This window comes from Pigmentiphaga kullae (genome assembly GCF_004216695.1).
Lineage (GTDB): Bacteria > Pseudomonadota > Gammaproteobacteria > Burkholderiales > Burkholderiaceae_B > Pigmentiphaga > Pigmentiphaga kullae.
Map to the genome: position 1 here is coordinate 2,769,975 of NZ_SGXC01000001.1, position 21,439 is coordinate 2,791,413.

Consider the following 21,439-nt stretch of genomic DNA (forward strand, 5'->3'; position numbering starts at 1 on the left):
CGGTCCAGGTGGGATGTTAGGCACGCTCGTACCAGTTACGGGACCGGTTGACGACGCGCACCACCAGCAGCATGACGGGAACTTCGATCAGCACGCCTACCACGGTCGCCAATGCAGCGCCGGACTGGAAGCCGAACAGGGCGATCGCGGCCGCCACGGCCAGCTCGAAGAAATTTGATGCGCCGATGAGGGCGGAGGGGCAGGCGATGTCGTGTTTCTCGCCGACACGCCGGTTGAGCCAGTAGGCCAGGCTGGAGTTGAAGAAGACCTGGATCAGGATGGGGACGGCCAGCATGGCGATGACCAGCGGTTGCTGGATGATGGCTTGGCCCTGGAACGCGAACAGCAGGACCAGCGTCAGTAGCAGGGCCGCGATGGACAGCGGGCCGATGCGGGCCATGGCGCGCTCGAAGGCGGCTTGGCCCCGCTTGAGCAGCGCGCGCCGCCAGAGCTGCGACAGGAGCACGGGGATGACGATGTAGAGCACGACCGAAGTCAGCAAGGTATCCCAGGGTACGGTGATGGACGAGATTCCCAGCAGCAGGCCGACGATGGGCGCGAACGCAAACACCATGATGGCGTCGTTCAGCGCTACTTGCGAAAGCGTGAACACGGGATCGCCGCCGGTGAGTCGGCTCCAGACGAACACCATCGCGGTGCAGGGCGCGGCGGCCAGCAGGATCAAGCCGGCGATGTAGCTGTCGAGCTGGTCCTGCGGCAGCCAGGGGGCGAATACCTGCCGCACGAACAGCCAGCCCAGGAAGGCCATGGAAAAGGGCTTGACCGCCCAGTTGACGAACAGGGTGACGCCGATGCCGCGCCAGTGCCGGCGCACCTGGCCCAACGCAGCGAAATCCACCTTGACCAACATCGGGATCACCATGATCCAGATGAGCAGGCCCACGGGCAGGTTGACCTGGGCGACCTCCATGTGTCCGATCGCTTGGAAGATGCCGGGGGCGATCTGGCCTGCTGCGATACCGATGACGATGCACAGCAGCACCCAGACGGTGAGGTAGCGCTCGAAAATGCTCATTGAAGGCGCCGGTGTGGCACATCCCAGCGCGGGATTCTGCGCAGACATGCCAGCCCCTTACCGCTTGCCGATGCTCTGCAGCTCGTGCTGCAAAGACATACCGTCCAGCTTCTGGATCGGCAGCGCCAGGAATAGCTCGATGCGGCGTTTGAGCGCGATGGCTGCATCGTGGAAGGCCTTGCGCTGTTCATCATCCCCTTCCACCGCGGCGGGGTCGGGCACGCCCCAATGGGCCGATACCGGCTTGCCCGGCCAGATCGGGCAAACCTCTCCCGCCGCGTTGTCGCAGACGGTGAAGATGAAATCGAGCGGCGGGGCATCGGCACGCGCAAATTCGTCCCAGTTCTTGCTGCGATATCCCGTGGTCGGCAAAGCCAGGCGCTCCAAGGTAACCAGTGCCTGTGGGTGCACTTCGCCTTTGGGGTGGCTGCCGGCCGAGTATGCGCGGAAGCGTCCCTTGCCCAGTCCGTTGAGCAAGCCTTCAGCCAGGATGGATCGAGCCGAATTGCCGGTGCAGATGAACAGAACGTTGTAGGCCTTGTTTTCCATGGGGGTCTCGCGAGCGCAGTTCATTGGGAAATCAACATGCGGTGCATGCGTCGGCGCCGGAGATTTCACAGGCGGCGCCCTGGCAGCAGTGTTCGGTCAAATAGCCGAGCAGCCCGTTCATCTGGGCGAAGTCGGCGCGATAGATCAGGTTGCGCCCCTGTTGCTCCACGGTCACCAGGCCAGCGTGCGCCAACTCTTTCAGGTGAAAGGACAGGGTATTGCGGGCGACCTGGAGCTGGTCTGCCAGGGTGCTTGGCGTCAGTCCGGCCGGCCCTGCCACGACCAGGGCGCGAAAGGTTCGCAGCCGTTGGGCATGGGCCAAGGCGGAGAGCGCATTGATGGCTTGGATCTCGTTCATTATTCTACGATACAACATTCATTGAATTATTGTGTGAATAATATGTTGCAGGTTTTGGAAAGCGGAACGGTGCCAGTTGCGTCAGGTGAACGGCTGAAGTTTCACTTGACGGACATGATGATCGTTGAAGCAATTGTGGAGAATGCGCCGGGCGCAACCGCAGGCCCTTTGATTTCATCGGGAACTCAAAGGGCCTTGATTTTTACGCTTTTCTGCAACTCATTTCGCGCTACGCGCAGACGTTGGCAGCCATTGCCACTTTCCCGCGCTCTAACGGGGTGCTCCCAACCTGCGCGACAGTTCGTCGGCCGTATTGCGCAGCGCTTCTTCGAATTGGGCAACGGCTGTGTCGTCGGGCTCTGGCCCGAGAGTGGTGATCGCGGCGCACAGTTGCCGCATTTGATCGAACACCGGCGCCGATGCCGCGGAAAATCCGCCGCTCATGGCTGAGTCGGTGCGCGCGATTCCGTCGCGCCGGACGTCTTTCGCAATATCGACGATGGTTGCGTCGCGTATCCGTGCGTCGAAGTTTCCGGCCAGGCTGACACTGGACGACCGCTCCTGCTCCACGAGCTGTCCCGTCTGCTCGGCGGGGAGCCACGACAGGAATACGCGCCCGGTGGCGGTGCTGAGTAGAGGCAGCACATGTCCGACGCGTACTCCCATGGGGCCGTATTCGTCGCCGTCGATCTTGAAAACGATGGTCGGTCCGCGGTTGCCCCATACAGCCAGGAATACCGAGTGGCGCGTCTGCGTGCGCAATTGACTGAGAAGGTCCTTGGCTCGTTCGACCAGGCTGGACTGTCGTAGCGCCGCGGAGCCGAGTTGCACGGCGAAGGGGCCGAGCCCGTAGCGGCCGGTAGCCGCGTCCCGCTCGACGACCCCTTCATGCAGGAAGCTCGCCAGGTAGAGATGCGCATTGCTGGCAGGCATGCCTACCCCTACAGCGATGTCCCGCAGAAGCAGTTTTTCCTGTGCCTGTTCCAAGAGCCGAAGAATCCGGAATCCGACTTCGATGGATTTGATGCGGCGCGGCTCCCGCGTAGTCGATTCGTCGTCCATGAGGGCAGTGTGTGGCGTGTGTCTTGACATGCCAAGTTTAGCTCGTACAATAAATTTATACTTAGTATTATTAATTTATACATTGTATAAATTCGTGGAATGAACCGCGACCATTTCCCCAAGAGGATGGAGACATGAGGAAATTCCCTCGCCGTGGAGCGTGGCTGCTGATGTTTGCCATAGGGGGCGGGCATGCTGCCGCGACCTATCCCGAGCGTCCTTTGCGAATCGTCGTGCCGTTCGCGCCCGGTGGCGTTGCGGATGCGACAGCGCGGTTGATAGCCGCAGAAATGTCGGAAGAGCTCGGGCAATCGGTCGTCGTCGAGAATCGTGCAGGGGGGGCCGCCATCATAGGAACCACCCTGGTCGCCAAGGCACCGGCGGACGGCTATACCTTGTTGCTGGGCAGCACCAACATTTCAACCAATCCTGCGCTGTACAAGAAACTTCCCTACGACGTGGACAAGGAACTGACCCCGGTGGCGCTGGCGGTGGTGGTGCCCGGGGTGATCGTCACGCATCCCTCGGTCCCTGCCCGCAACCTGCCTGACCTCGTCCAATACGCGCGCCGAAATCCGGACAAGTTGAGCTATTCGTCGGTGGGGCTTGGAAGTTTCTCGCACCTGGCTGTCGAGCGGCTCGCCCAGCAGACCTCAACCAAGGTGGTACACGTTCCCTATAAGGGCTACGCCCCGGCCATCATGTCGGTGATCAGCGGCGAGACCCATTTCCTGATCAGCGATCTGCAGGGAGCCTTGCCGTATATCAAGGCCGGCAAGCTCAATGCGATGGCGGTGACAGGCAACAAACGTCTTGCCGTTCTGCCCGATGTCGCGACGGCTCAAGAGGCCGGCCTCAAGGATTACGAGGCGGTGGGATGGCTGGGCATCATGGCTCCGGCGGGTACTCCGCAACCCGTGATTGCAAGATTGAATGCAATCGTGAACAAGGCCATGCGCAGGCAGGACGTGTCCCAACGTTACCTCGAGCAGGGCTCGGAAACCTTCGACGGCAGCCCGCAGGACTTTCGCCGCTTCCTTGACGAGAACCGCCGCGGTTGGGAGCAGGTGATTCGCGCCGGCGGCATCACCGTCGATGCTTCCTGAACGGGACGGCTCATACCCTTCGAATCGGCCTGGCGACACTTTTCATCATCAAAGGATTTTCCATGCACATGTCTTCCATCTCCCGAGCGCCGAGGGTGGCCCTGGTCGGGGCTGGGATCGGCGGCCTGACCGCGGCGGCAGCCTTGCATCAGCGAGGCTTCGAAGTCTCGGTCTATGAGCGGGCTTCGCACCTCGGCGAGGTGGGGGCGGGATTGCAGATGGCGCCGAATGCGGTGAAGGTGTTGCGCGCGCTGGGCGTAGAAGAGGCTTTCGGACGCTTTGCCCCGGAGCCGTCCGTGCGTCTGTCCATCAAGTGGGACGACGGCACCGTGCGAGACCGCGTGCCATTGCCCGCGGCCATGCGGGCGCAATATGGCGCGAGCTATCACACCGCGCACCGGGCGGATCTTCACTCGCTATTGGCCAGCCTTGTGCCCGAAGGGACCATCCACACCGACGCGGAGTGCGCATCGGTCGAAAACACGAAGTCAGGGGCGGTAATCTCCTTGACGGATGGCCGGCAAGTCGAGGCCGATGTGGTGGTTGGCGCCGACGGTATTCACTCTCGGGTCGCGAGGTGTCTTTTCGGCGAACGCGAGGCGCGCTTCACGCACCAGATTTGCTGGCGCATCATTCTTCCCATGCAAGCATTGCGCGATGCGTCGGCGTCGCTGCCAGTCCCTCTGGATGGTTCCGAATATACGGGCTGGCTCGGGCCAACGGGGCATGTTCTTTTCTATCCGCTGCGCAAGGGAGAACTGCTCAACATTTTTGCCGGCCGAGTGGCCAAGGACGATTGGGCGGAAGAGAACTGGGCCGTGCCCAGCCGTATCGACGATATGCTGAAAGCCTATGCGGGTTGGCATCCGGGTATGCTCGATGTGATGTCGCGCGCGCAGGAAGTCTACAAGTGGGGAATCCGGGATCGTGACCCGTTGCAGGAATGGGGGCGTGGTCGGATCACATTGCTGGGCGATGCCGCGCATCCGATGATGCCGACGCTCGCACAAGGGGCCGCCGTCTCGATGGAGGACGGCTACGCCCTGGCGCATTTTCTCGACTACGGACGCGGCGATCTGGACAGCGCGCTGCTGGCTTATCAGCGCGAACGCCAACCGCGAGCCGCAAAGGTACAACTGCAGGCCCGCGATCAATTCCGCAATAACCAGTTGACGCCACCCCCGCCGCCGCTGCCGGTGGATTGGATCTATGGCTACGACGTTGCGAAGCTGCCTGTTTGAGATTTGCCAGAGTGCCGGCGTCTGGCACCCGCCAAAGCCATGGGCTTCATGAAGACGGCGCGCGGTGGAGCATCGTGCCCGGCCGCGCCGCGCTGACCGTCGCCAGGATGGACTCGAATGCCTCGTGCGTCTGGTGCATCGCCGACGGCGAGGCCGGGTCGATCCACAGATAGCTGTAGTAATACATGCCCAGCAGCGCCTTGAGCCGGAAGCGCGAGTACGGCGCGAAGACGCCGGTCTTTTCGCCTTCGATCAGCGTTTCCTTCCAGATCCTCTCGTAGCTGGCATGCAACGCCAGCACCGCCTGGCGCCGGTCGTCGCTCAGGGACAGGGTTTCCCGGAAGCAGACGGCCAGTTCGTCGCGATGGGCGCCGATGACGTCGATGAGTTCGGCGCCCAGGCGCCGCAGCCGCAGCGCCGGGTCGGCGATCTCGGCCTTGGCCAGCTTGGCCTGCTGGAGCAGCTTGGCCATGTAGCGCCGGCATATTTCCTCCAGCAAGTCCTCCTTGCTGGGGAAGTAGTGGTAGAACGCCCCGCGGCTGAGGCTCAGCGCCGCGCACAGTTCGCTCATGCCCACGGCATGGAACCCTCGATGGGCGAAAAGCGCCGCCGCGCCGGCCAATATCCGATCGCGGTTGGCGGCCAGCTCTTCCGTTTTCCTGTTCACCACGATGGTTGTGGGCGCACTGCCTTGTCGATATCAGCGGGAATTGTAATGGGAGCCGGGGTGGGCGCGGCTCGCCGGCTCATGTACACTCCGCATGGCAGACCGACCGATCGGTCGGTCTGTGGGATTTGAAGGGCTGGGATCGGTGGGATCCGGACGAGACAAGGAGGGAGCATGAATAGTCGAGACAACGCAGGCAGTGCGCTGGCGGAGCCGGTCGAGGCGGCTGCCGGCGGCAGGCGGCAGTTCCTGGCGCGGAGCACCGCGGTGGCCACCTCGCTGGCGACCATGGCGCTGTCGGAGTCGGCCATGGCCCAATCGGGCGCGACCGCGGCCGCGCCGGACGTAGCGAAGAAGAATCTGCCGCCGAATGTGCCGGCATGGACGAAATCCCTGGGCGCGCCCACGGCCTCGCCCTACGGGGTACCGTCGAAGTTCGAGACGGAGGCGACAAGAAAGCTGTACCCGGGCCTCAAGGAGCCGATGTCCGCCTACAGCACGACGCCGCTACAGGAACTGGATGGCACCATCACCCCCAATGGGCTGTTCTATGAACGGCACCATGCGGGCGTTCCGGAAATCGACCCGCGTCAGCACCGCCTGATGATCCACGGGTTGGTGAAGAATCCGATGATCTTCGAGGTGCAGGAGCTGCGGCAGTTTCCCAGTGAAAGCCATGTCTATTTCCTGGAGTGTTCGGGGAACCCTTCGTTCCTGCCGCCTTACGGAAAGACCGCGGCCGAGGTGGCCGGCCTCGTCAGCTGCGCGGAGTGGACGGGGGTTCCGCTCAAGACGCTCTTGAATCGCGCGGGCCTGGATCCGAAGGCGAAATGGATCGTGGCCGAAGGCGCCGATGGCGCCGCCATGACACGCAGCATTCCGATCGAGAAGTGCCTGGACGATGTGCTCATCGCCTACAGCCAGAACGGCGAGCGCCTACGTCCGGAGCAGGGCTACCCCATCCGGCTTTTCGTGCCGGGTTTCGAGGGGAACATGAGCATCAAGTGGCTGCGTCGCCTGCACGTGACGGACCAGCCGGGCTATACGCGGGAAGAAACGGCCAAGTACACGGATTTGATGGGCGACGGCCGCGCGCGCAAGTTCTCGTTCGTCATGGAGTGCAAGTCGATCATCACGTCTCCCTCGGGCACGCATCGCCTGACTCGCAAGGGGACGCACGAGATGCGGGGAATCGCCTGGAGCGGCCGTGGAAAGATCACGGGTGTCGATGTGTCCATCGATGGCGGCAACAGCTGGTATCCCGCCACTTTGCAGGAGCCGGTGCGTTCGAAGGCGTTGACGGCGTTCCGGGCGCCCTTCGAGTGGAACGGCAAGGAACTGGTGATCATGAGCCGGGCGATGGACGAAACCGGCTACGTGCAGCCCACGCTGGAGCAGCTCATCTCGGTCAGGGGGAAGGTTTCCTTCTACCACAACAACTCGGTTCAACCATGGCGGATCGCCGCCAGCGGGGAGGTGACCAATGGACGCGCGTAACGCCATCATCGCCGCGGCCCTCGGGTTTTGCGCGGCGCTGGCCCCGGCCGCGAGCCAGGCCGGCTATGAAAACCTCGGCCGGCACTTGAGCAAGGAAGAGCTTGCCGGCTGGGACATAGACGTGTCGGTGGACGGCAAGGGGCTGCCACGCGGAAAGGGAACCGTGGCCCAGGGGGAAAAGGTCTACCAGGCCATGTGCGTGGCCTGCCATGGCGTGAAGCTGGAGGGAGGGCTGGGGCCCGCGCTGGCCGGCGGCGTGGGCAGCCTGACCACCGACAAGCCGCTCAAGACCATCGGTAGCTATTGGCCCTACGCCACCACGCTGTTCGATTACATCCGCCGGGCGATGCCGTTCCAGGCTCCCCAGTCGATGTCCAGCGACGACGTCTACAGCGTGACGGCCTACCTGTTGCACAAGAATGGCATCCTGCCGGCGAACGCCACGGTGGACGCCGGCAGCCTGGCCAAGGTCAAGATGCCCAATCGCGACAACTTCTATGTCGACGACCGCCCCGACGTGAAGGGCGTCCGTTGCATGAAGGACTGTCTCTCGAAGAAATAGGCCAGGCCTCATCGACCACGGCCGGCGCTCGCGGTATTCGAGGACATCCGGGGCGCCGCCGTCCTCATTCCATATCTCATCACCCCCACGACGCATAGCAGGGCGATGAGCGCCCCGCCCAGCGCGACCAGCGCCCGGCCCAGGGGGCCCAGCACCTTGCCGGAGTGGACCGGATACTGCCAGACCAGGAACCGGTCCACCGGCGTGCCGCTGGCATAGCCGAAGCGTCCTGCCAGTTCCCCGGTCCTGTCGTCGATGAAGACCTGTTCGTAGCGCACGCGCAGGGCGGATTCGCGCAGATCCTTTTCCTTGAACGCGACCCGGTACATGCCGCGCGAGGCCAGGTGTCCGAAGTACCAGGGCTCGTAGTCCCGGGTGCCTTCCGGCAGCAGTGCCCGCGCCAGGACGACGCTCTGCAGGGGGCTGATGGGAGGCGCCGGAGAGGGCGCCGACACCGGTGCCCGCGTCGCGACCGGATGCGGGCTGACCGGGCCGAACAGGCTGGCGATGGGCTTGAACACTTCGTTGCCCAGGCCGAGGTAGATGCCGGTGAAGGCGATGGGCAGGGCCACCGCCAGCGTCCACAGGCCGATGGTCCGGTGCAGGTCGTTCACCAGCTTCAGCCCGCGCGCGCCGGGGCTCATGCGCCAGGCGGCCCGCCATGGCCGCCCCCCACGGGTGGGCAAGGTCAGGTACACACCCGCCAGCGAGATGAGCAGCCAGGCGACGCTGACCCATCCAAGCAGCCGGCCGCCCCATGGGCCGGGCAGCGCCAGGTTCCGGTGGAAGCGGTTGAGCCAGGGCATCAAGTGGGCGCGATCCCAGTTCCAGGCGCCCCATTTGCGCGTGCCCAGGATGCGGCCGGACGCGGGGTCGACGAACAGGCGGTCGAAGCCGACGGCGGCGCCGGGCCGGGCCTCGACCTGGACTTCGCTGGCCTGGCCCGGCGGCGTGTCCAGCGGCAGCTGCGTCACCCGGATGCGGCCGTCCTGCGATTCGATCCGCGCCAGCAGCGTGTCGAAGGGCAGGGCGGGGCGCGTGTCGCCGGTCTTGAACAGCGCGGGATTCAGCCACGCATCCAGTTCGTGCTCGAAGGCGATCAGGCTGCCCGTCAGGGCGGTGATCGCGACGAACAGGGCGATGGCCAGGCCGCACCAGCGGTGCAGCCCGCGAAGAAACGCCTTCATCGCGCTACCAGGTGTGGGCGTAGCTGATTCTCAGGACCGTGCCGGCCGCGGGCAGGTGGCTGGTGTTGTTGTTGCTGCGCAGGAGCTGGCTGTAGAGCGGGTAATAGTGGCGGTTGAACAGGTTCTCGATGCCCAGCGAGACCCGGTTCTTGGCGTCGATGCGCCAGTGGCTGACCAGATCCACCGTGGTGTAGCCCTTGGCATCGTAGCGTCCGAAGCTGTTCTGGCCGTTCAGGCGGTAGTCCCGGGACGCGTACGAGGTCATCTGGATCCGGTGGCTCCAGCTGCCGTTGGGGCGGTACTCGGCATAGGCGGTCAGTTTCAGCGGCGGGATCCGGAAGCCGGTCATGTCCTGATAGGCGATGGCGTTCTGGGGAAGCTCGCGGCCTTTCATCCACGTGAAGCTGCCGCCCGCGCTCCAGCGGTCGTCGTCGCTGAAGTAGTCCAGGCTGGCTTCCACGCCATGGATCTTTTCCTTGGTCCGGAGCAGGGTCAGTCCGTTGTTGAAGCTTTGCACCGCTCCCAGATCGGACCGCGACTGGAAGACGCTCAGGCTGGTCCGCAGGTTTTCGAAGCGCCCGCGCCAGCCGAGTTCGTAGGTATCCGTCTTGATGGGCTTCAGGTTGGAGTTGCCGATATTGAAGCTGGGCGAGGCATTGCGCAGCACGACGCCGATGTCGGGCAGCTCGAAGCCCTGGCTGTACGAGGCATAGAACTCCTGGCCCTTGACCGGGGTGAAGACCGTGCCCAGGTTGAAGGTCCAGGCGCCGTAGTTCACCGCGCCTCCGGCCACCGACTGGGGGTTGGCGACGCGCGACTGCGACAGGGGCGTGAAGTCGTCGAAGCTGGCCCGGGAGCGCTCGTAGCGGGCGCCGCCCTCGATGGACCAGCGGTCGTTGAACTTGTGCTGTGCCTGGGCGAAGGCGCCCAGGCTGCGCGTCGTGAGCGGCGGCATGTACATCAGGCGGCCGGTCTTCCTGAAGACCAGGCCGCCGCTGGCGTCATAGGCCGCGGGGTCGAAGATGTCGAGCGGCATGTCGGTCCGCTCGTGGTTGAAGTCCGCGCCCCAGACCAGCAGGGTGTTCCGGTCCTGGCCCAGGGGCGTTTTCACCGTCAACCGTCCGCCGAAGACCTTCGAATTCTGCATGGCCTGGTCGACGTTGCCGCCGCGCACGGGAACGGCGCGCGCGTCGAACGGCGAGAAGCGCGTGAAGAAATCGCGGTAGTAGAGCTGCGCGGCCAGCGTGCTGCCCGCCACGTTCCTGTTTTCGTAGTCCAGCCCCAGTATGGTGTTCTGGATCTGGTTCTGCTTGTCGAGCTGGAGCCCCTTGATGGACTTGGCCGGCACGGACCCGGGGGGCAGCTTGGCCACCGACGGGTCCGAGGCGTACTTCGTGTCCTGCCGGGCGTCGTAGCGGCTGGCCGACAGTTGCAGCCGCTGGTCCTCGGCCAGCTTGAATCCCACCTTGGCCGAGGCGTTGTAGATGTTGGCGTCGAACATGTCGCCCTGGCTGGGCTCCGGGGCGATGCGATGGCCGTCCCCGTCGTACGAGCCGCCCACGTGGCGTGCGCCCAGGCTGACGGAGTAGTCGACCACGTCGCCGCCGCCCGACAGGTAGTGCTGCACCTCGCCGCCCAGCCCCGCGCCGCCCAGCCGCGACAAGGGCGTCACGCCGCTGACGATGGTCTCGGCCTTGGTTTCGCCCGAGGGGCGCTTGGTGCGGATGGAGACGATGCCGCCGGCGGCGCCGCTGCCATAGATGGCGCTGCTGCCCCGAAGCACCTCGATCTGTTCGATGTCGGCGGGATTGATGTTGGCGAGGTTCCGGGACGAATCGCGATTGGTGTTCAGCGGAACGCCATCGACCAGTACCAGCATGTTCCGGCCGCGCAGGGTCTGGCCGTAGTCCGTGATGGTGTGGCTGGAATCGGCCATGCCGGGGACGGCCTTGCTCAGCATCGTCGCCAGGCTGTCGGAACCCTGGCGCAACTGCTGGATTTCCTCGCCTTCCAGCACCGTGACCTGCCTGGCGGGCGCCGTGAGGTTGTTCTGCGTGCGCGCACTGACGGTGACGGTGGCGAGTTCCGTCGTTTCGGTGGCGGCCGCTGCCGTCTCGGCCGCCCGCACGCCAGGGACGGGCTCCAGGGCGTAGTTGCCTTCCCCCATCCGCCGCAACCGCAGGCCGCTCTGCTCCAGCAGCCGCGCGAAACCGTCCTCGACGGAGAACGAGCCGGACAGGCCCGGGGTGGCCATCCCGCGCAATTGGGCCGAATCGACGCTGAGGTTGACGCCGGCCTGGGCCGCGAACTGCATCAGGGCGGGCGCCAGCGGCCCCGCGGGAATGCGATAGGCCTTCTGGACCTGGCCGGCGGCGGGCGCGGCGGCCAGCGCGGACGGTCCATGGAAGGCCAGGACGCTCATGCCGAGGACGGCGGCAAGGCGGCGCGGAGCGGGGCGCGGGTGGCGGGCGCGGTGTTGGGGCATGTCGTGGAATCCTCGTGGCTGTCGTGGCCCGTTGCAGGCAGGCTCAGTGGATATGACAGGCGAGATCCAAAAACCGGACAGAGATCTAGCGGCGGGCCACCCTGACCCAGTAGCGGGTCCGTTCTTCCGTCCGCACGGGCAGCGTGCGGGTCAGGAGATCCAGGATGCGGGAGGTGTCGTTCAATTGGAAGCTGCCGGAGACCCGCAGGTCCGCGGCATCCGGGGCGCACTGCAGGATGCCGGGCCGGTAGCGGGCCAGTTCGGCCAGGAAGTCCTCGAGCCGCATGTCTTGCGCATAGAGCACGCCCTGGGTCCAGGCGTCCGCTGCGGGCGCAAGCGCCGCCACGGGGCGGACCGCCTGGCTGTCGAATTCGGCGCGTTCTCCGGCCTGGACGATGGTGCCCCGCGTCGACCGGGCGGGGGCTATCCTGACCGCTCCGTCCAGCACCGCAAGCGTGGTGCCCTGGCCGTGCGTCCGGACCAGGAAGCGGGTGCCCAGGGCCTGCATCTCCCCATCGTCGGTCTGGACGATGAAGGGTTGGTCCGCGTATCGGGCCGGATGCGCGGTCTCGACCAGGATCTCCCCGGCGTGCAGGCGCACCCGCCGGGATGCGCCATCGAAGTTCGCGCTGAGGGCCGAGGCCGTGTTCAGCAGGATGCTGCTGCCATCGGCCAGCGTGACCGACCGCCGTTCCCCGGTGGCGGTCCTGAAGTCGGCATTCCAGGCTTGCCAGGGAAGGCGGCGATACGCCAGCCAGCCCAGCGCTGGCGCGCCGATGGCCAGCGCGGCGGTCTTGAGGAAATGCCGGCGGCTGGCCGTGCGGCGGGGCCTGTCCAGCACGGCCATGCCCATCGGGGCGGGCAGCGCGTTCATCCGTTCCTTCAGGCGTTCGGCCTGTTGCCAGACGTGTTCGTGGATGGAGCTCTGGCCGCGCCAGCGCAGCAGCTCCGCGTGTTCCGATTCGCTGAAATCGGAAGCGTGCCGGCGCGCGAGCCAGTGCGCGGCTTCGTCGAGGATGCGCGCGTCGACGGCGGTCATGTTCCGCTGGCCAGCATGACTTGCAGGCACTGCCTGAAGCCCTGTGCCATGTAGCGCGTGACCGTGCGCACGCTGACCTGCATGTGCGCGGCGATTTCCTCGTAGGACAGGCCTTCCAGCTGGGACAGCAGGAAGGCCGTGCGGGCCTTGGCAGGCAGTTCGTCCAGCAGCGCGTCCAGTTCCTCCAGCGTTTCCAGCAGGATCGCCCGGGCCTCTACCGACGGCACGGTGTTCTCGGGCAAGAGGTGCAGGGATGCCAGGTAGGCCTGTTGCAGCGACTGGCGTTCGAGGTGGTTGACGACCAGGCGCTTGGCCACGGTCGTCAGGTAGGCCCGGGGTTCACGGATGTCCTGGATGGCCTGCGTCCTGGCGCCTGCCCAGATGCGGGTGAAGGTGTCCTGGGCGATGTCCGCGGCGTCGGAGCGATTGCCAAGCTTTCTTTGCAGCCAGGCAACCAGCCACTGGCTGTGCTGGGTGTAGATGCCGCCGAGCGCTTGACTGGCGGCACTGTCGGCAGGTCGGGACACGCGTTCCCCTTACAGGGTCAAGGAAATTCTCCTATTTTTGCATAAAATGATATCGATTCGCATTATTGTTCTTGCAGGGCGGCCAGCAAGGCCGCGGGGGCTATACTCCCCGGCGGAAAAAAGAACCGTAATAAAACGGTTCCCACTGGGGGAGCAGCCATGACGGCTGGAATTTTCGCCATCGTCAGCCTCTTGACCGTGTTCGCTTCATTCCTGTCGGGCGTGTTCGGCATGGCGGGCGGCATGGTGCTGATGGGCGCCTTGCTGTTGCTGATGCCGGTCACGGCTGCGATGGTCGTGCAAAGCGTGGCCTTGCTGGCGTCGAACGTCTGGCGCGCGGTCCTGTGGCGCGCCCATACCGATTGGCGGATCGTGGGGCGGTTCGCCATGGGGGCCGCCGTCGCGTTCGCGCTGATGTTCAGCGTCCGGTTCGTTCCCAGCCGCAGCCTGGCGCTGATCGTCCTGGGGCTGAGTCCCTTCATCGCGCTGGCCGTGCCGGCCCGCCTGGCGCCTCAGGCCGAGCGGCGCATGGCGGCCGAGATATGCGGCTTCGTGTGCCAGGTGATGCATCTGCTGAGCGGCGTCACGGGTCCGCTGCTGGATATCTTCTTCGTGCGTTCGACCTCCATGGACCGCCGGACCGTGGTGGCGACGAAGGCGACGTGCCAGGTGCTGGGGCACACCTCGAAGCTGGCGTATTTCGGCGGCGCGCTGGGCGCGGCGGAGCTGTCGGCGCAGTGGTGGCACTGGGTGGTGCTGATCGGATGCGCCGTCGCCGGCACGTCATTGAGCCGGGCCGTGCTGGAACGCATCACCGACGCGCAGTTCCGTCGCTGGACCCGGACGATCGTGCTGGGCATCGGAACCGTCTATCTGATCCAGGGCGTGGCTTCCATGATGTAGCCGGTGGCGCGCCGCCGTCGTCCTAGTCTGCTTCCACCATGAAGCCGTCGAAGAACCCCGCCAGTTCCGCGTGGGCATCCAGCGGCAGCACGTGCGCCACGTACTGGTCGGGCCGCACGATCACCACGCAGCCGCGCCGGCGGTCGATGCCGCGCAGGTCGAAGATGTCCTGGCCGGTTTTCAGGTCGGGGCAGAACATCTTTTCGTAGTCGATCAGTCCGTAGCGTCCCTTGCGCGGCAGCAGGAAGGCCGGCATGGCCTCGAGCGCCAGCGCGCGGTGGGCTTGCTGGAAGACCGCGCGCACGTCGATCACGGCGTCGGCGTCGGCGCCCGCGGGCGTGTATTTCCTGACGGGCGAGTGTTCGGATTCGCCCAGGAAGCGGCACAGTTCGCCGATGGCCGAGGACGACGCGGCGGGGTCCGCGGCATCGGCGAAGGCGAATACGCGCCAGCGGCCGTCGGCCTTGACCGCGTGGCCCAGGTGCATGGGCTTGGCATCGGCCAGCCGGATGACCGGGGCGGAATGGAAGCGCATGCCGATGACGAGGCCGAGCGCCAGTTCCTGATGGGTGGGTTCGGCGCTGATGACGGACGGGTAGTAGCGGGTTTCGGTGCCGGCGGTGAAGCGCCCCTGCTTGACGAAATAGCGCTGGAACTCGGCCGGGTCGATGCCTTCGCTGTCGTCCCTGGAAGGATCCTTGGGGGCGGCGCTGAACATCTTGGCGAACTCGCGATCGAAGTCGATCAGTTCCTTGGCGACGGTCTGGCGTTCCTTGGAGTAAGTGTGCAGGATCTGCGGCGTGCTCTGGCCGCGCAGCACGGCGGCGAGTTTCCAGCCCAGGTTGAAGCCGTCCTGCATCGAGACGTTCATGCCCTGGCCCGCCTTGGGGCTGTGGGTGTGGCAGGCGTCGCCGGCGATGAAGACGCGCGGCAGGCGGGCGTGCTCTTCCTGTTCGGGCACGTCGTCGAATTTGTCGCACAGGCGCTGGCCGATCTCGTACACGGACCACCAGGCGACCTCCTTCACGTCCAGGGTGTAGGGGTGCAGGATGCGCTGGGCGGCGGCGATCAGGCGGTCGGAGGTGATCTGCCGGCTGGCGACGCGCTCGTTCTCGTTCAGTTTGTCGAGTTCGATGTACAGGCGCACCAGATAGCCGCCCTCGCGCGGGATGATCAGCACGCTGCCTTCGCTGGCAGAATGGATGGCCGACTTGATGCGGATGTCGGGGAAGTCGGTGATGGCCAGCACGTCCATCACGCCCCAGGCCTGGTTGGCCGATTCGCCGTGCAGCGCGCGGCCCAGCGACTTGCGCACCGCGCTGTGGGCGCCGTCGCAGCCGACCGCGAAGCGGGCGCGCACGGTCTCGATCTGGCCCTCGTGTCCCGGGTCGGTGCGTTCGAAGCGCGCCGTGACCGGGTGGGTGGGGGCGCCGCCGGCCGGGGCTTGCGCCACGGCCAGGTCCAGCAGGCGGCGCGAGTAGTGGGGTTCGAGCCGGGATGGCGCGTTGCGCATGACGTCCAGGTAGAAGTCGTGGACGCGGGCCTGGTTCAGGATCACGTGAGGGAACTCGGACAGCCCGTCCTCGGTGTCCTGGATACGGCCGCTGCGCGCGATGCGGTCGCGCTGTGCGTCGTCGGGTTTCCAGAACGAGGTCTCGTTCACCCAATAGGCTTCCTTCAGCACGCGCTGGCTGAAGTCGAAGGCCTCGAACATTTCGACCGTCCGACAGGCGATGCCGTCGGCTTGGCCCAGGCGCAGCGGCCCGGGCTTTTGTTCGACGATGCAGGTCTTCAGGTCGGGAAAGGCCGCCAGCTGCGTGGCCAGGGTCAGGCCGGTGGGGCCGCTGCCCACGATCAGGATGTCGACCTCGCCCGGCAGCGCGTCGGCGCGCGGGGCTGCGCCTTGCCCGGCGGGTTCGGAGATGTCGGGGTCGCCGGGTTTGAACCCGTTCAGGTGGAATTGCATGGCTAGTCCGATCCGGCCGGGTGTTACATCTTGCGCCGCAGCACGATGGGCTTGCCGCCGTAGGCGCGCTTGCTCATCCAGGCGGCCAGCGCCGCGTCCAGGTAGTCGGCATGGCCGGGGAACCATTGGAACAGGTGCATGGCGAAGTCGTGCACCAGCGCCACGTCGGCCTGTCCGCTCAGGAACAGTTCGCGTACCTCGCGGGTGGACTTCATCACGGCCTCGTGTTCCTGCACGTGGCAGTCGGACGGCGGAAACTCGGTGGTGCGCATCCACTCTTCTTCCTGGCCGAAGTGCGATTTGACGTGTTCCTCGAACGCATCCAGCGCCGCTGGCGCGGAGTCCTGGGTACAGGTCAGCAGACGGAAGGCGACGTCGTAGAACTCCTTGTGCGACTCGTCCATGGGATGGAATCCGAGCAGCCGGGCATCGGACCAAAGGAAGCTGGTGTCGCTTTCCGGGCGAGGAGCGCTGTCGTCGCGCAAAGTCGGTTCTTGCTTCATGGGGCTTCTAGGTGGTTTCGACAAGCAGGTGGACATGGTACCCCGCTTTTGCGGGCAGCCGGGGCGGCGAAGCCTCCCGCCCGGCTGCCCGGCCGTCAGGCCGCAACGGTGCCCATCAGTTCTTCCTTGCGCGCCGCCATCATGTCGGCCGCTTCCCGCAGATCGATCTTCTTGTTGACGATCTTGGGAAACAGTTCCTCTTCTTCTTCCTTGACGTGATGGTTGATGTATTCGCACAAGACCGTGACCTTGGCGTCGTACATCTCGTCGGCGGGGCGCATGGCCTGAATCTGCGCGATCAGGTCCTTGGCGCTGGCGTGCTCGACGATGGCTTCGTCCAGCAGGTCGGCGAAGGGCTGGCCGCCTTCCCGCCGCACCAGGGGGTAGAAGATTTCCTCTTCCAGCATGGTATGGATGGTCAATTCCTTACAGACCGTCTGGGCGATTTCTTCCTTTTCGGCGCCGGATCCGGCTTCCTTGAATTGCTTGAACAGCTTTTTGGCGTTGCGATGGTCGTCCAGCAGCAGGCTCAGGGCGGCCTTTTGCGGGGCGGGCAGGGTCGATTTGTTCATGGGAATTTCTCCAGAGTGCCCCTCTCACCGAGGTGAGAACCCTTAGCAATCGCCATGCCCGGCTATTCGCGGAATACGCTGGCGGCCATCGCCCGCAGCCATTTGCAGCCGGCATCGCGGTGGTAGCGTTCGTGCCAGTACTGGCGCACGAGGTAGGACGGCAGCTCGAACGGCACCGCCAGGTAGCGGATGGTTCCATGGGCGGCCAGCAGGCGCGCCAGGTGGATGGGGGCCAGCGCGAGCAGGTCGGTCCTGGCGACGATTTCTTCCAGGCCCAGGAACGAGGGCACCCACAAGGCCGTCTTGCGGGCGATGCCGGCGTCGTCGATCGCCTTGTCCAGCAGCCAGTGGGCCGTGCCGGTGGTCATGACGGCCACGTGGGACTCGGACAGGAATTGCGACTTCGTCAGCCTGGACTTGACGCGCGGATGGCCGGCGCGGACCAGGCAGACGTAGTGTTCGCTGAACAGCGTCTGCTGGTGGAAGCCCGCCTGCATGCTGGTCGTGTAGCCCATGGCCAGGTCGGCATCGCCTGTTTCCAGGCGGCGCGGCGTGTCCGGGTCCAGGTCCCGCACTTCCAGGCGCACGTGGGGCGCGACGTCGGCCAGGCGGTTGAGCAGGCGGGCCAGGACGACCATCTGGCCGGTGTTGGTCATGCAGATGCGGAACACCCGGTCGGACGTTGCGGGGTCGAAGTCCGGCTCCCGGCCTTCGCGGCCGTCGAACAGGGCCAGCGCGCCTTGCAGCGCCGGTGTCAGCGAGGCCGCCCGGGGCGTGGGCACCATGCCGGCGGACGTGCGCACGAACAGCGGATCCTTGAAGTGCCGGCGCAGCCTGCCCAGGCGGATGCTGACCGAAGGCTGGCTCAGGCCCAGTTCATCGGCCGTGGCCGACACCGTGCCGGTCCGGCCCAGCGATTGCAAAAGGCGCAGGTCGGTCAGGTCGAGTTTGCTCATGGGCACCGTCGGGTCGGGAACAGGGTATTGTATTTTTAAATACAGCGAATAAATTCTAGTCGATTGACGCAATAGTGCGGCATGCCTAGTCTTCCTGCCTGACATTCCCGCAAGGAGACACACATGCTGCTTTGCCGCTTCGACGCGAACCGGCTCGGACTGGTGGAAGGGGATCGGGTCCGCGACGTCACGCCCGCCCTGGCCATACTGCCCGCCCACACCTACCCGCTGCCGTCTTTCGACCCGCTGATCGCCAACCTGGACGCGGTACAGCGATGCATACGCGATCTGTTGCCCGGGGCGCCCAGCGTGCCGCTCAAGGACGTGTCCCTGTTGAGTCCGGTGGCCAGTCCCGGGAAGATCGTCGCGGCGCCGGTCAACTACCTGAAGCACCTGGACGAAGCCCGGGGCGACGCGCAAATCCACCACCGCAACCAGGTCGGCGAAATCCAGCGTGTGGGCCTGTTCCTGAAGGCCACCAGTTCCCTGGTCGGTCCGGCCGCGGGCGTCGCGCTCAAGCATCCCGACCGCCGCAACGACCACGAAGCCGAGGTCGTGGTCGTCATCGGCCGGCGCGGCCGCGACATTCCCGCCGCGCGCGCCCACGAGTACATCGCGGGCTATTGCGTGGGGCTGGACATGACCACCCGTGGGCCGGAGGAGCGCAGCCTGCGCAAATCCATCGACACCTACTCGGTCCTGGGGCCGTGGATGGCGACGCCGGACGAAGTGCCGGACCCGGCCAACCTGGATTTCTGGCTGACCGTGAACGGCCAGCCGCGCCAGCGGGCCAATACCCGGGATCTCGTGCTGGGGATTCCCGAGCTGATCGAGCTGGCCTCGTCGTTCTATACGCTGCATCCCGGCGACCTGTTGTACACGGGGACGCCGGAAGGCGTTGGGCCGGTCGAGGCGGGCGACGTCATCGACGTCGAGGTGGCGGGCGTGGGCCGGATGACGGTGGCCGTGCGCCAGGCGCAGGCGGGAGACCCGGCATGAGCGCGGACGATACTTCCCGGGTCCTGGTGTCGGGCGGCGGCATAGGCGGCCTGGCGGCGGCGCTGGCGCTGGCGCGCGCCGGACGCCCGGCGACGGTGTTCGAGCAGACCGAGACCTTCAAGGAAATCGGCGCCGGCATCCAGCTGGGCCCCAACGCCTTCCATACTTTCGATGCGCTGGGCATCACCGACAAGGTGAACCGGCTGGCTTCGTTTCCCGACGACATCGTCGCGATGGACGCGCTGTCCGGCGAACGGCTGGTGCAATTGCCTGTCGCCCGCCTGTTTCCGCAGCGCTTCGGCCGGCCCTACGGACTGATCCACCGTGCGGACCTGCATGCGATCCTGCTGGAAGCCTGCCGGGAAAGCGGGCGCGTCACGCTGCATGCCGCCACCAAGGTGCAGGACCACGAGGAAACGCCGGATGGCGTCGTGGTCCGTACCCATCAAGGGCAAACGTACTCCGGCGCGGCGCTGATCGGCGCCGACGGGCTCTGGTCCACCCTCCGCGCGGGCATCGTGGGCGACGGCAAGCCCCGCGTCTCGGGCCACATCGCCTACCGCGCGGTGCTGCGCGCCGACGAGGTGCCGGACAGCAACCGGCTGAACGCCATGGTGGTGTGGATGGGGCCCAAGTATCACCTGGTCCACTATCCCTTGCGGGGCAACGAGCTGTTCAACCTGGTGGCGGTGTTCCACAGCGATCGCTACGAGGACGGCTGGGACACCTACGGCGACCCGGAGGAACTGCACCTGCGCTTCCAGGGCGCGCATCCCCTGGTCCTGGGCATGCTCGAGAAGATCGAATCCTGGCGCATGTGGGTGTTGTGCGACCGCGAGCCGGTGGCCAACTGGAGCAAGGGGCGGGTCACGCTGCTGGGCGATGCCGCGCATCCGATGCTGCAATACCTGGCGCAGGGCGCCTGCATGGCCATGGAAGACGCCGTGTGCCTGGCCGGCAAGGTGCAGGCCCACCGGGGCGACATGGCCGCCGCGTTCCTGGACTACCAGCAGGCACGCTACCTGCGCACCGCCCGCACGCAGTTGACGGCGCGGCTCTACGGCCATGCCTACCACGCCGCGGGCGCCACGCGCGACCTGCGCAATGCGTTCCTGGGCGCCAGGACGGCGGAGCAGACCATGGAAAGCATGGCCTGGATGTACGACCCGAAGGAGATTCCGCGATGACGGACGACATGCGCGCGCGGCGCGAGGCGTTCTACGGCCGCATCGACGCCAGCCATTGCACGCCGCTGTGGGAAGTGCTGCACGGCCTGATCACCCCTACGCCGTCCACGCCCTGCCAGCCTTGCCATTGGCCTTGGGAAACCATGTGGCCTTACCTGCGGGACGCGGGCGGCCTGATCAGCGCAGAAGAGGCCGAGCGCCGGGTCCTGGTGCTGGAGAACCCGGGGTTGCGCGGGCGGTCCCGCATCACGCACAGCCTGTATGCGGGGCTGCAGCTCATCCTGCCCGGCGAGGTGGCGCCGCCGCATCGCCACTCGCAGTCGGCCATGCGTTTCGTCCTGCAGGGCAAGGGCGCCTATACGGCGGTGGACGGACGCCGGATCGCGATGGAGGAGGGGGACTTCGTCATCACCCCGTCGTGGGCCTTCCATGACCACGGCAATCCTTCCGACGAGCCCATGGTCTGGCTGGACGGGCTGGACGTGCCCATCGTGGAACTGTTCGACGCGCAATTCATGGAGAAGGGCGAGGCCGCGCCGTCGGGGCAGGGCGGCGATGGCGCGGACAACCTGGCGGCCTTCGGCGCGACGATGAAGCCGGTGGGTTTCGAGCCGGCCAGCCGGACCTCGCCGCTGTGCTGGTACCCGTACGCGCGCAGCCGCGAGGCCTTGCTGGCCTTCGCGCGGTCGCAGGCGCCGCATCCGTGCTGGGGCCACAAGCTGCAATACGTCAACCCCGTCACCGGCGGGTGGCCCATGCCGACCATGGGTACGTTCCTGCAGTACCTGCCGGCCGGTTTCGACGGCGCGGCCTATCGTTCGACCGACGCCACCGTCTATGCCGTGCGGGAAGGCAGCGGGACGTGCCGCATAGGCGGACGGGAACTGCGCTTTGGCCAGCGCGACGTGTTCGTCTGCCCGTCATGGATGCCCTACACCCTGCATGCGGATGCCGATACCGTCCTGTTCAGTTTCTCGGACCGGCCGGCGCAGCAGAGCCTGGACATCTGGCGCGAGCAGGCGGGCTGAGGGCCGCGG

Annotated in this window: 21 protein-coding genes; 8 read left to right on the forward strand and 13 right to left on the reverse strand. The window is 65.9% G+C overall.

Translation table 11 applies throughout. The features are described 5' to 3' along the window. Positions 1-16: 16 nt before the first annotated feature. From arsB to EV675_RS13410, 4 genes are all read right to left on the reverse strand, one after another. On the reverse strand, positions 17-1,036 hold the full coding sequence (gene arsB / locus EV675_RS13395; protein WP_423213212.1) for an ACR3 family arsenite efflux transporter: 1,020 nt from the start codon (positions 1,034-1,036) through the stop codon (positions 17-19). A gap of 57 nt (positions 1,037-1,093) precedes the next feature. Further along, positions 1,094-1,585: an arsenate reductase ArsC gene (locus EV675_RS13400; RefSeq protein ID WP_087839903.1), complete on the reverse strand. Its 492-nt coding sequence runs from the start codon at positions 1,583-1,585 to the stop codon at positions 1,094-1,096. Positions 1,586-1,616: 31 nt separating this feature from the next. Then, entirely contained in the window at positions 1,617-1,943 is a 327-nt protein-coding gene (locus tag EV675_RS13405; protein WP_087839902.1) for an ArsR/SmtB family transcription factor, read from the reverse strand. Between the two features lie 270 nt (positions 1,944-2,213). Further along, positions 2,214-3,005: an IclR family transcriptional regulator gene (locus EV675_RS13410; RefSeq protein ID WP_165404581.1), complete on the reverse strand. Its 792-nt coding sequence runs from the start codon at positions 3,003-3,005 to the stop codon at positions 2,214-2,216. Between the two features lie 134 nt (positions 3,006-3,139). Here EV675_RS13410 and EV675_RS13415 point away from each other — a divergent pair, with 134 nt between their 5' ends. Further along, entirely contained in the window at positions 3,140-4,111 is a 972-nt protein-coding gene (locus tag EV675_RS13415) for a tripartite tricarboxylate transporter substrate binding protein (RefSeq protein ID WP_130357704.1), read from the forward strand. A 68-nt stretch (positions 4,112-4,179) separates the two neighbouring features. After that, a complete protein-coding gene (locus EV675_RS13420) occupies positions 4,180-5,352 on the forward strand; it encodes an FAD-dependent monooxygenase (RefSeq protein WP_165404582.1) in 1,173 nt (390 codons plus the stop codon). A 46-nt stretch (positions 5,353-5,398) separates the two neighbouring features. Here EV675_RS13420 and EV675_RS13425 read toward each other — a convergent pair whose 3' ends face one another. Continuing rightward, positions 5,399-6,019 carry a TetR/AcrR family transcriptional regulator gene (locus EV675_RS13425; protein WP_165404583.1) on the reverse strand — a complete coding sequence of 207 codons (621 nt, stop codon included), beginning with the start codon at positions 6,017-6,019 and terminating at the stop codon, positions 5,399-5,401. Between the two features lie 174 nt (positions 6,020-6,193). Here EV675_RS13425 and soxC point away from each other — a divergent pair, with 174 nt between their 5' ends. Together soxC and EV675_RS13435 are read left to right on the forward strand one after the other, a co-directional pair. After that, positions 6,194-7,516: a sulfite dehydrogenase gene (gene soxC, locus EV675_RS13430; protein WP_130357707.1), complete on the forward strand. Its 1,323-nt coding sequence runs from the start codon at positions 6,194-6,196 to the stop codon at positions 7,514-7,516. Next, positions 7,503-8,078, forward strand: a complete 576-nt coding sequence (locus EV675_RS13435) for a c-type cytochrome (protein WP_130357708.1) — start codon at positions 7,503-7,505, stop codon at positions 8,076-8,078. Before soxC ends, EV675_RS13435 begins: the two co-directional genes overlap by 14 nt. An 8-nt stretch (positions 8,079-8,086) precedes the next feature. Here EV675_RS13435 and EV675_RS13440 read toward each other — a convergent pair whose 3' ends face one another. The 4 genes from EV675_RS13440 to EV675_RS13455 all read right to left on the reverse strand — a co-directional run bounded on the left by EV675_RS13440 (position 8,087) and on the right by EV675_RS13455 (position 13,271). Further along, on the reverse strand, positions 8,087-9,265 hold the full coding sequence (locus EV675_RS13440) for a PepSY-associated TM helix domain-containing protein (protein ID WP_130357709.1): 1,179 nt from the start codon (positions 9,263-9,265) through the stop codon (positions 8,087-8,089). A gap of 4 nt (positions 9,266-9,269) precedes the next feature. Then, positions 9,270-11,687, reverse strand: coding sequence for a TonB-dependent receptor (locus EV675_RS13445; protein ID WP_242621445.1), 2,418 nt, complete (start codon positions 11,685-11,687; stop codon positions 9,270-9,272). 148 nt (positions 11,688-11,835) lie between these two features. Beyond that, on the reverse strand, positions 11,836-12,789 hold the full coding sequence (locus EV675_RS13450) for a FecR domain-containing protein (RefSeq protein ID WP_130357711.1): 954 nt from the start codon (positions 12,787-12,789) through the stop codon (positions 11,836-11,838). Next, on the reverse strand, positions 12,786-13,271 hold the full coding sequence (locus EV675_RS13455) for a sigma-70 family RNA polymerase sigma factor (RefSeq protein ID WP_130358016.1): 486 nt from the start codon (positions 13,269-13,271) through the stop codon (positions 12,786-12,788). The genes EV675_RS13450 and EV675_RS13455 overlap by 4 nt, the downstream gene beginning before the upstream one ends. Before the next feature lie 204 nt (positions 13,272-13,475). On the opposite strand from EV675_RS13455, the gene EV675_RS13460 reads away from it, so the two are divergent. Next, positions 13,476-14,219: a sulfite exporter TauE/SafE family protein gene (locus tag EV675_RS13460; protein WP_130357712.1), complete on the forward strand. Its 744-nt coding sequence runs from the start codon at positions 13,476-13,478 to the stop codon at positions 14,217-14,219. A gap of 22 nt (positions 14,220-14,241) precedes the next feature. On the opposite strand, the gene EV675_RS13465 is transcribed toward EV675_RS13460, so the two are convergent. The 4 genes from EV675_RS13465 to EV675_RS13480 all read right to left on the reverse strand — a co-directional run bounded on the left by EV675_RS13465 (position 14,242) and on the right by EV675_RS13480 (position 18,216). Continuing rightward, complete coding sequence (locus EV675_RS13465) at positions 14,242-16,185, reverse strand: FAD-binding monooxygenase (protein ID WP_130357713.1); 1,944 nt, start codon at positions 16,183-16,185, stop codon at positions 14,242-14,244. A gap of 23 nt (positions 16,186-16,208) precedes the next feature. Then, positions 16,209-16,688 carry a bacteriohemerythrin gene (locus EV675_RS13470; protein WP_130357714.1) on the reverse strand — a complete coding sequence of 160 codons (480 nt, stop codon included), beginning with the start codon at positions 16,686-16,688 and terminating at the stop codon, positions 16,209-16,211. Between the two features lie 95 nt (positions 16,689-16,783). Further along, positions 16,784-17,260 carry a hemerythrin domain-containing protein gene (locus EV675_RS13475; protein WP_130357715.1) on the reverse strand — a complete coding sequence of 159 codons (477 nt, stop codon included), beginning with the start codon at positions 17,258-17,260 and terminating at the stop codon, positions 16,784-16,786. 62 nt (positions 17,261-17,322) lie between these two features. Further along, positions 17,323-18,216 (reverse strand): LysR family transcriptional regulator, encoded by an 894-nt coding sequence (locus EV675_RS13480; protein ID WP_130357716.1) that lies wholly within the window; start codon positions 18,214-18,216, stop codon positions 17,323-17,325. A gap of 123 nt (positions 18,217-18,339) precedes the next feature. Here EV675_RS13480 and EV675_RS13485 point away from each other — a divergent pair, with 123 nt between their 5' ends. From EV675_RS13485 to gtdA, 3 genes are read left to right on the forward strand one after another with little or no spacing between them, the layout of a single operon-like run. Then, positions 18,340-19,215: a fumarylacetoacetate hydrolase family protein gene (locus EV675_RS13485; protein ID WP_130357717.1), complete on the forward strand. Its 876-nt coding sequence runs from the start codon at positions 18,340-18,342 to the stop codon at positions 19,213-19,215. After that, entirely contained in the window at positions 19,212-20,402 is a 1,191-nt protein-coding gene (locus EV675_RS13490) for a 3-hydroxybenzoate 6-monooxygenase (protein WP_130357718.1), read from the forward strand. The genes EV675_RS13485 and EV675_RS13490 overlap by 4 nt, the downstream gene beginning before the upstream one ends. Further along, positions 20,399-21,430 carry a gentisate 1,2-dioxygenase gene (gene gtdA, locus EV675_RS13495; protein WP_130357719.1) on the forward strand — a complete coding sequence of 344 codons (1,032 nt, stop codon included), beginning with the start codon at positions 20,399-20,401 and terminating at the stop codon, positions 21,428-21,430. The genes EV675_RS13490 and gtdA overlap by 4 nt, the downstream gene beginning before the upstream one ends. The last annotated feature ends 9 nt before the right edge of the window (positions 21,431-21,439 follow it).

Coding starts and splice junctions, on each gene's coding strand:
- EV675_RS13445 (WP_242621445.1), bottom strand. CDS start 11,687: ATGAGCGTCCTGGCCTTCCATGGACCGTCCGCGCTGGCCGCCGCGCCC.
- EV675_RS13435 (WP_130357708.1), top strand. CDS start 7,503: ATGGACGCGCGTAACGCCATCATCGCCGCGGCCCTCGGGTTTTGCGCG.
- EV675_RS13475 (WP_130357715.1), bottom strand. CDS start 17,260: ATGAACAAATCGACCCTGCCCGCCCCGCAAAAGGCCGCCCTGAGCCTG.
- gtdA (WP_130357719.1), top strand. CDS start 20,399: ATGACGGACGACATGCGCGCGCGGCGCGAGGCGTTCTACGGCCGCATC.
- EV675_RS13440 (WP_130357709.1), bottom strand. CDS start 9,265: ATGAAGGCGTTTCTTCGCGGGCTGCACCGCTGGTGCGGCCTGGCCATC.
- EV675_RS13420 (WP_165404582.1), top strand. CDS start 4,180: ATGTCTTCCATCTCCCGAGCGCCGAGGGTGGCCCTGGTCGGGGCTGGG.
- EV675_RS13410 (WP_165404581.1), bottom strand. CDS start 3,005: ATGGACGACGAATCGACTACGCGGGAGCCGCGCCGCATCAAATCCATC.
- EV675_RS13400 (WP_087839903.1), bottom strand. CDS start 1,585: ATGGAAAACAAGGCCTACAACGTTCTGTTCATCTGCACCGGCAATTCG.
- EV675_RS13485 (WP_130357717.1), top strand. CDS start 18,340: ATGCTGCTTTGCCGCTTCGACGCGAACCGGCTCGGACTGGTGGAAGGG.
- soxC (WP_130357707.1), top strand. CDS start 6,194: ATGAATAGTCGAGACAACGCAGGCAGTGCGCTGGCGGAGCCGGTCGAG.
- EV675_RS13480 (WP_130357716.1), bottom strand. CDS start 18,216: ATGAGCAAACTCGACCTGACCGACCTGCGCCTTTTGCAATCGCTGGGC.
- EV675_RS13405 (WP_087839902.1), bottom strand. CDS start 1,943: ATGAACGAGATCCAAGCCATCAATGCGCTCTCCGCCTTGGCCCATGCC.
- EV675_RS13460 (WP_130357712.1), top strand. CDS start 13,476: ATGACGGCTGGAATTTTCGCCATCGTCAGCCTCTTGACCGTGTTCGCT.
- EV675_RS13450 (WP_130357711.1), bottom strand. CDS start 12,789: ATGACCGCCGTCGACGCGCGCATCCTCGACGAAGCCGCGCACTGGCTC.
- EV675_RS13490 (WP_130357718.1), top strand. CDS start 19,212: ATGAGCGCGGACGATACTTCCCGGGTCCTGGTGTCGGGCGGCGGCATA.
- arsB (WP_423213212.1), bottom strand. CDS start 1,036: ATGAGCATTTTCGAGCGCTACCTCACCGTCTGGGTGCTGCTGTGCATC.
- EV675_RS13415 (WP_130357704.1), top strand. CDS start 3,140: ATGAGGAAATTCCCTCGCCGTGGAGCGTGGCTGCTGATGTTTGCCATA.
- EV675_RS13465 (WP_130357713.1), bottom strand. CDS start 16,185: ATGCAATTCCACCTGAACGGGTTCAAACCCGGCGACCCCGACATCTCC.
- EV675_RS13470 (WP_130357714.1), bottom strand. CDS start 16,688: ATGAAGCAAGAACCGACTTTGCGCGACGACAGCGCTCCTCGCCCGGAA.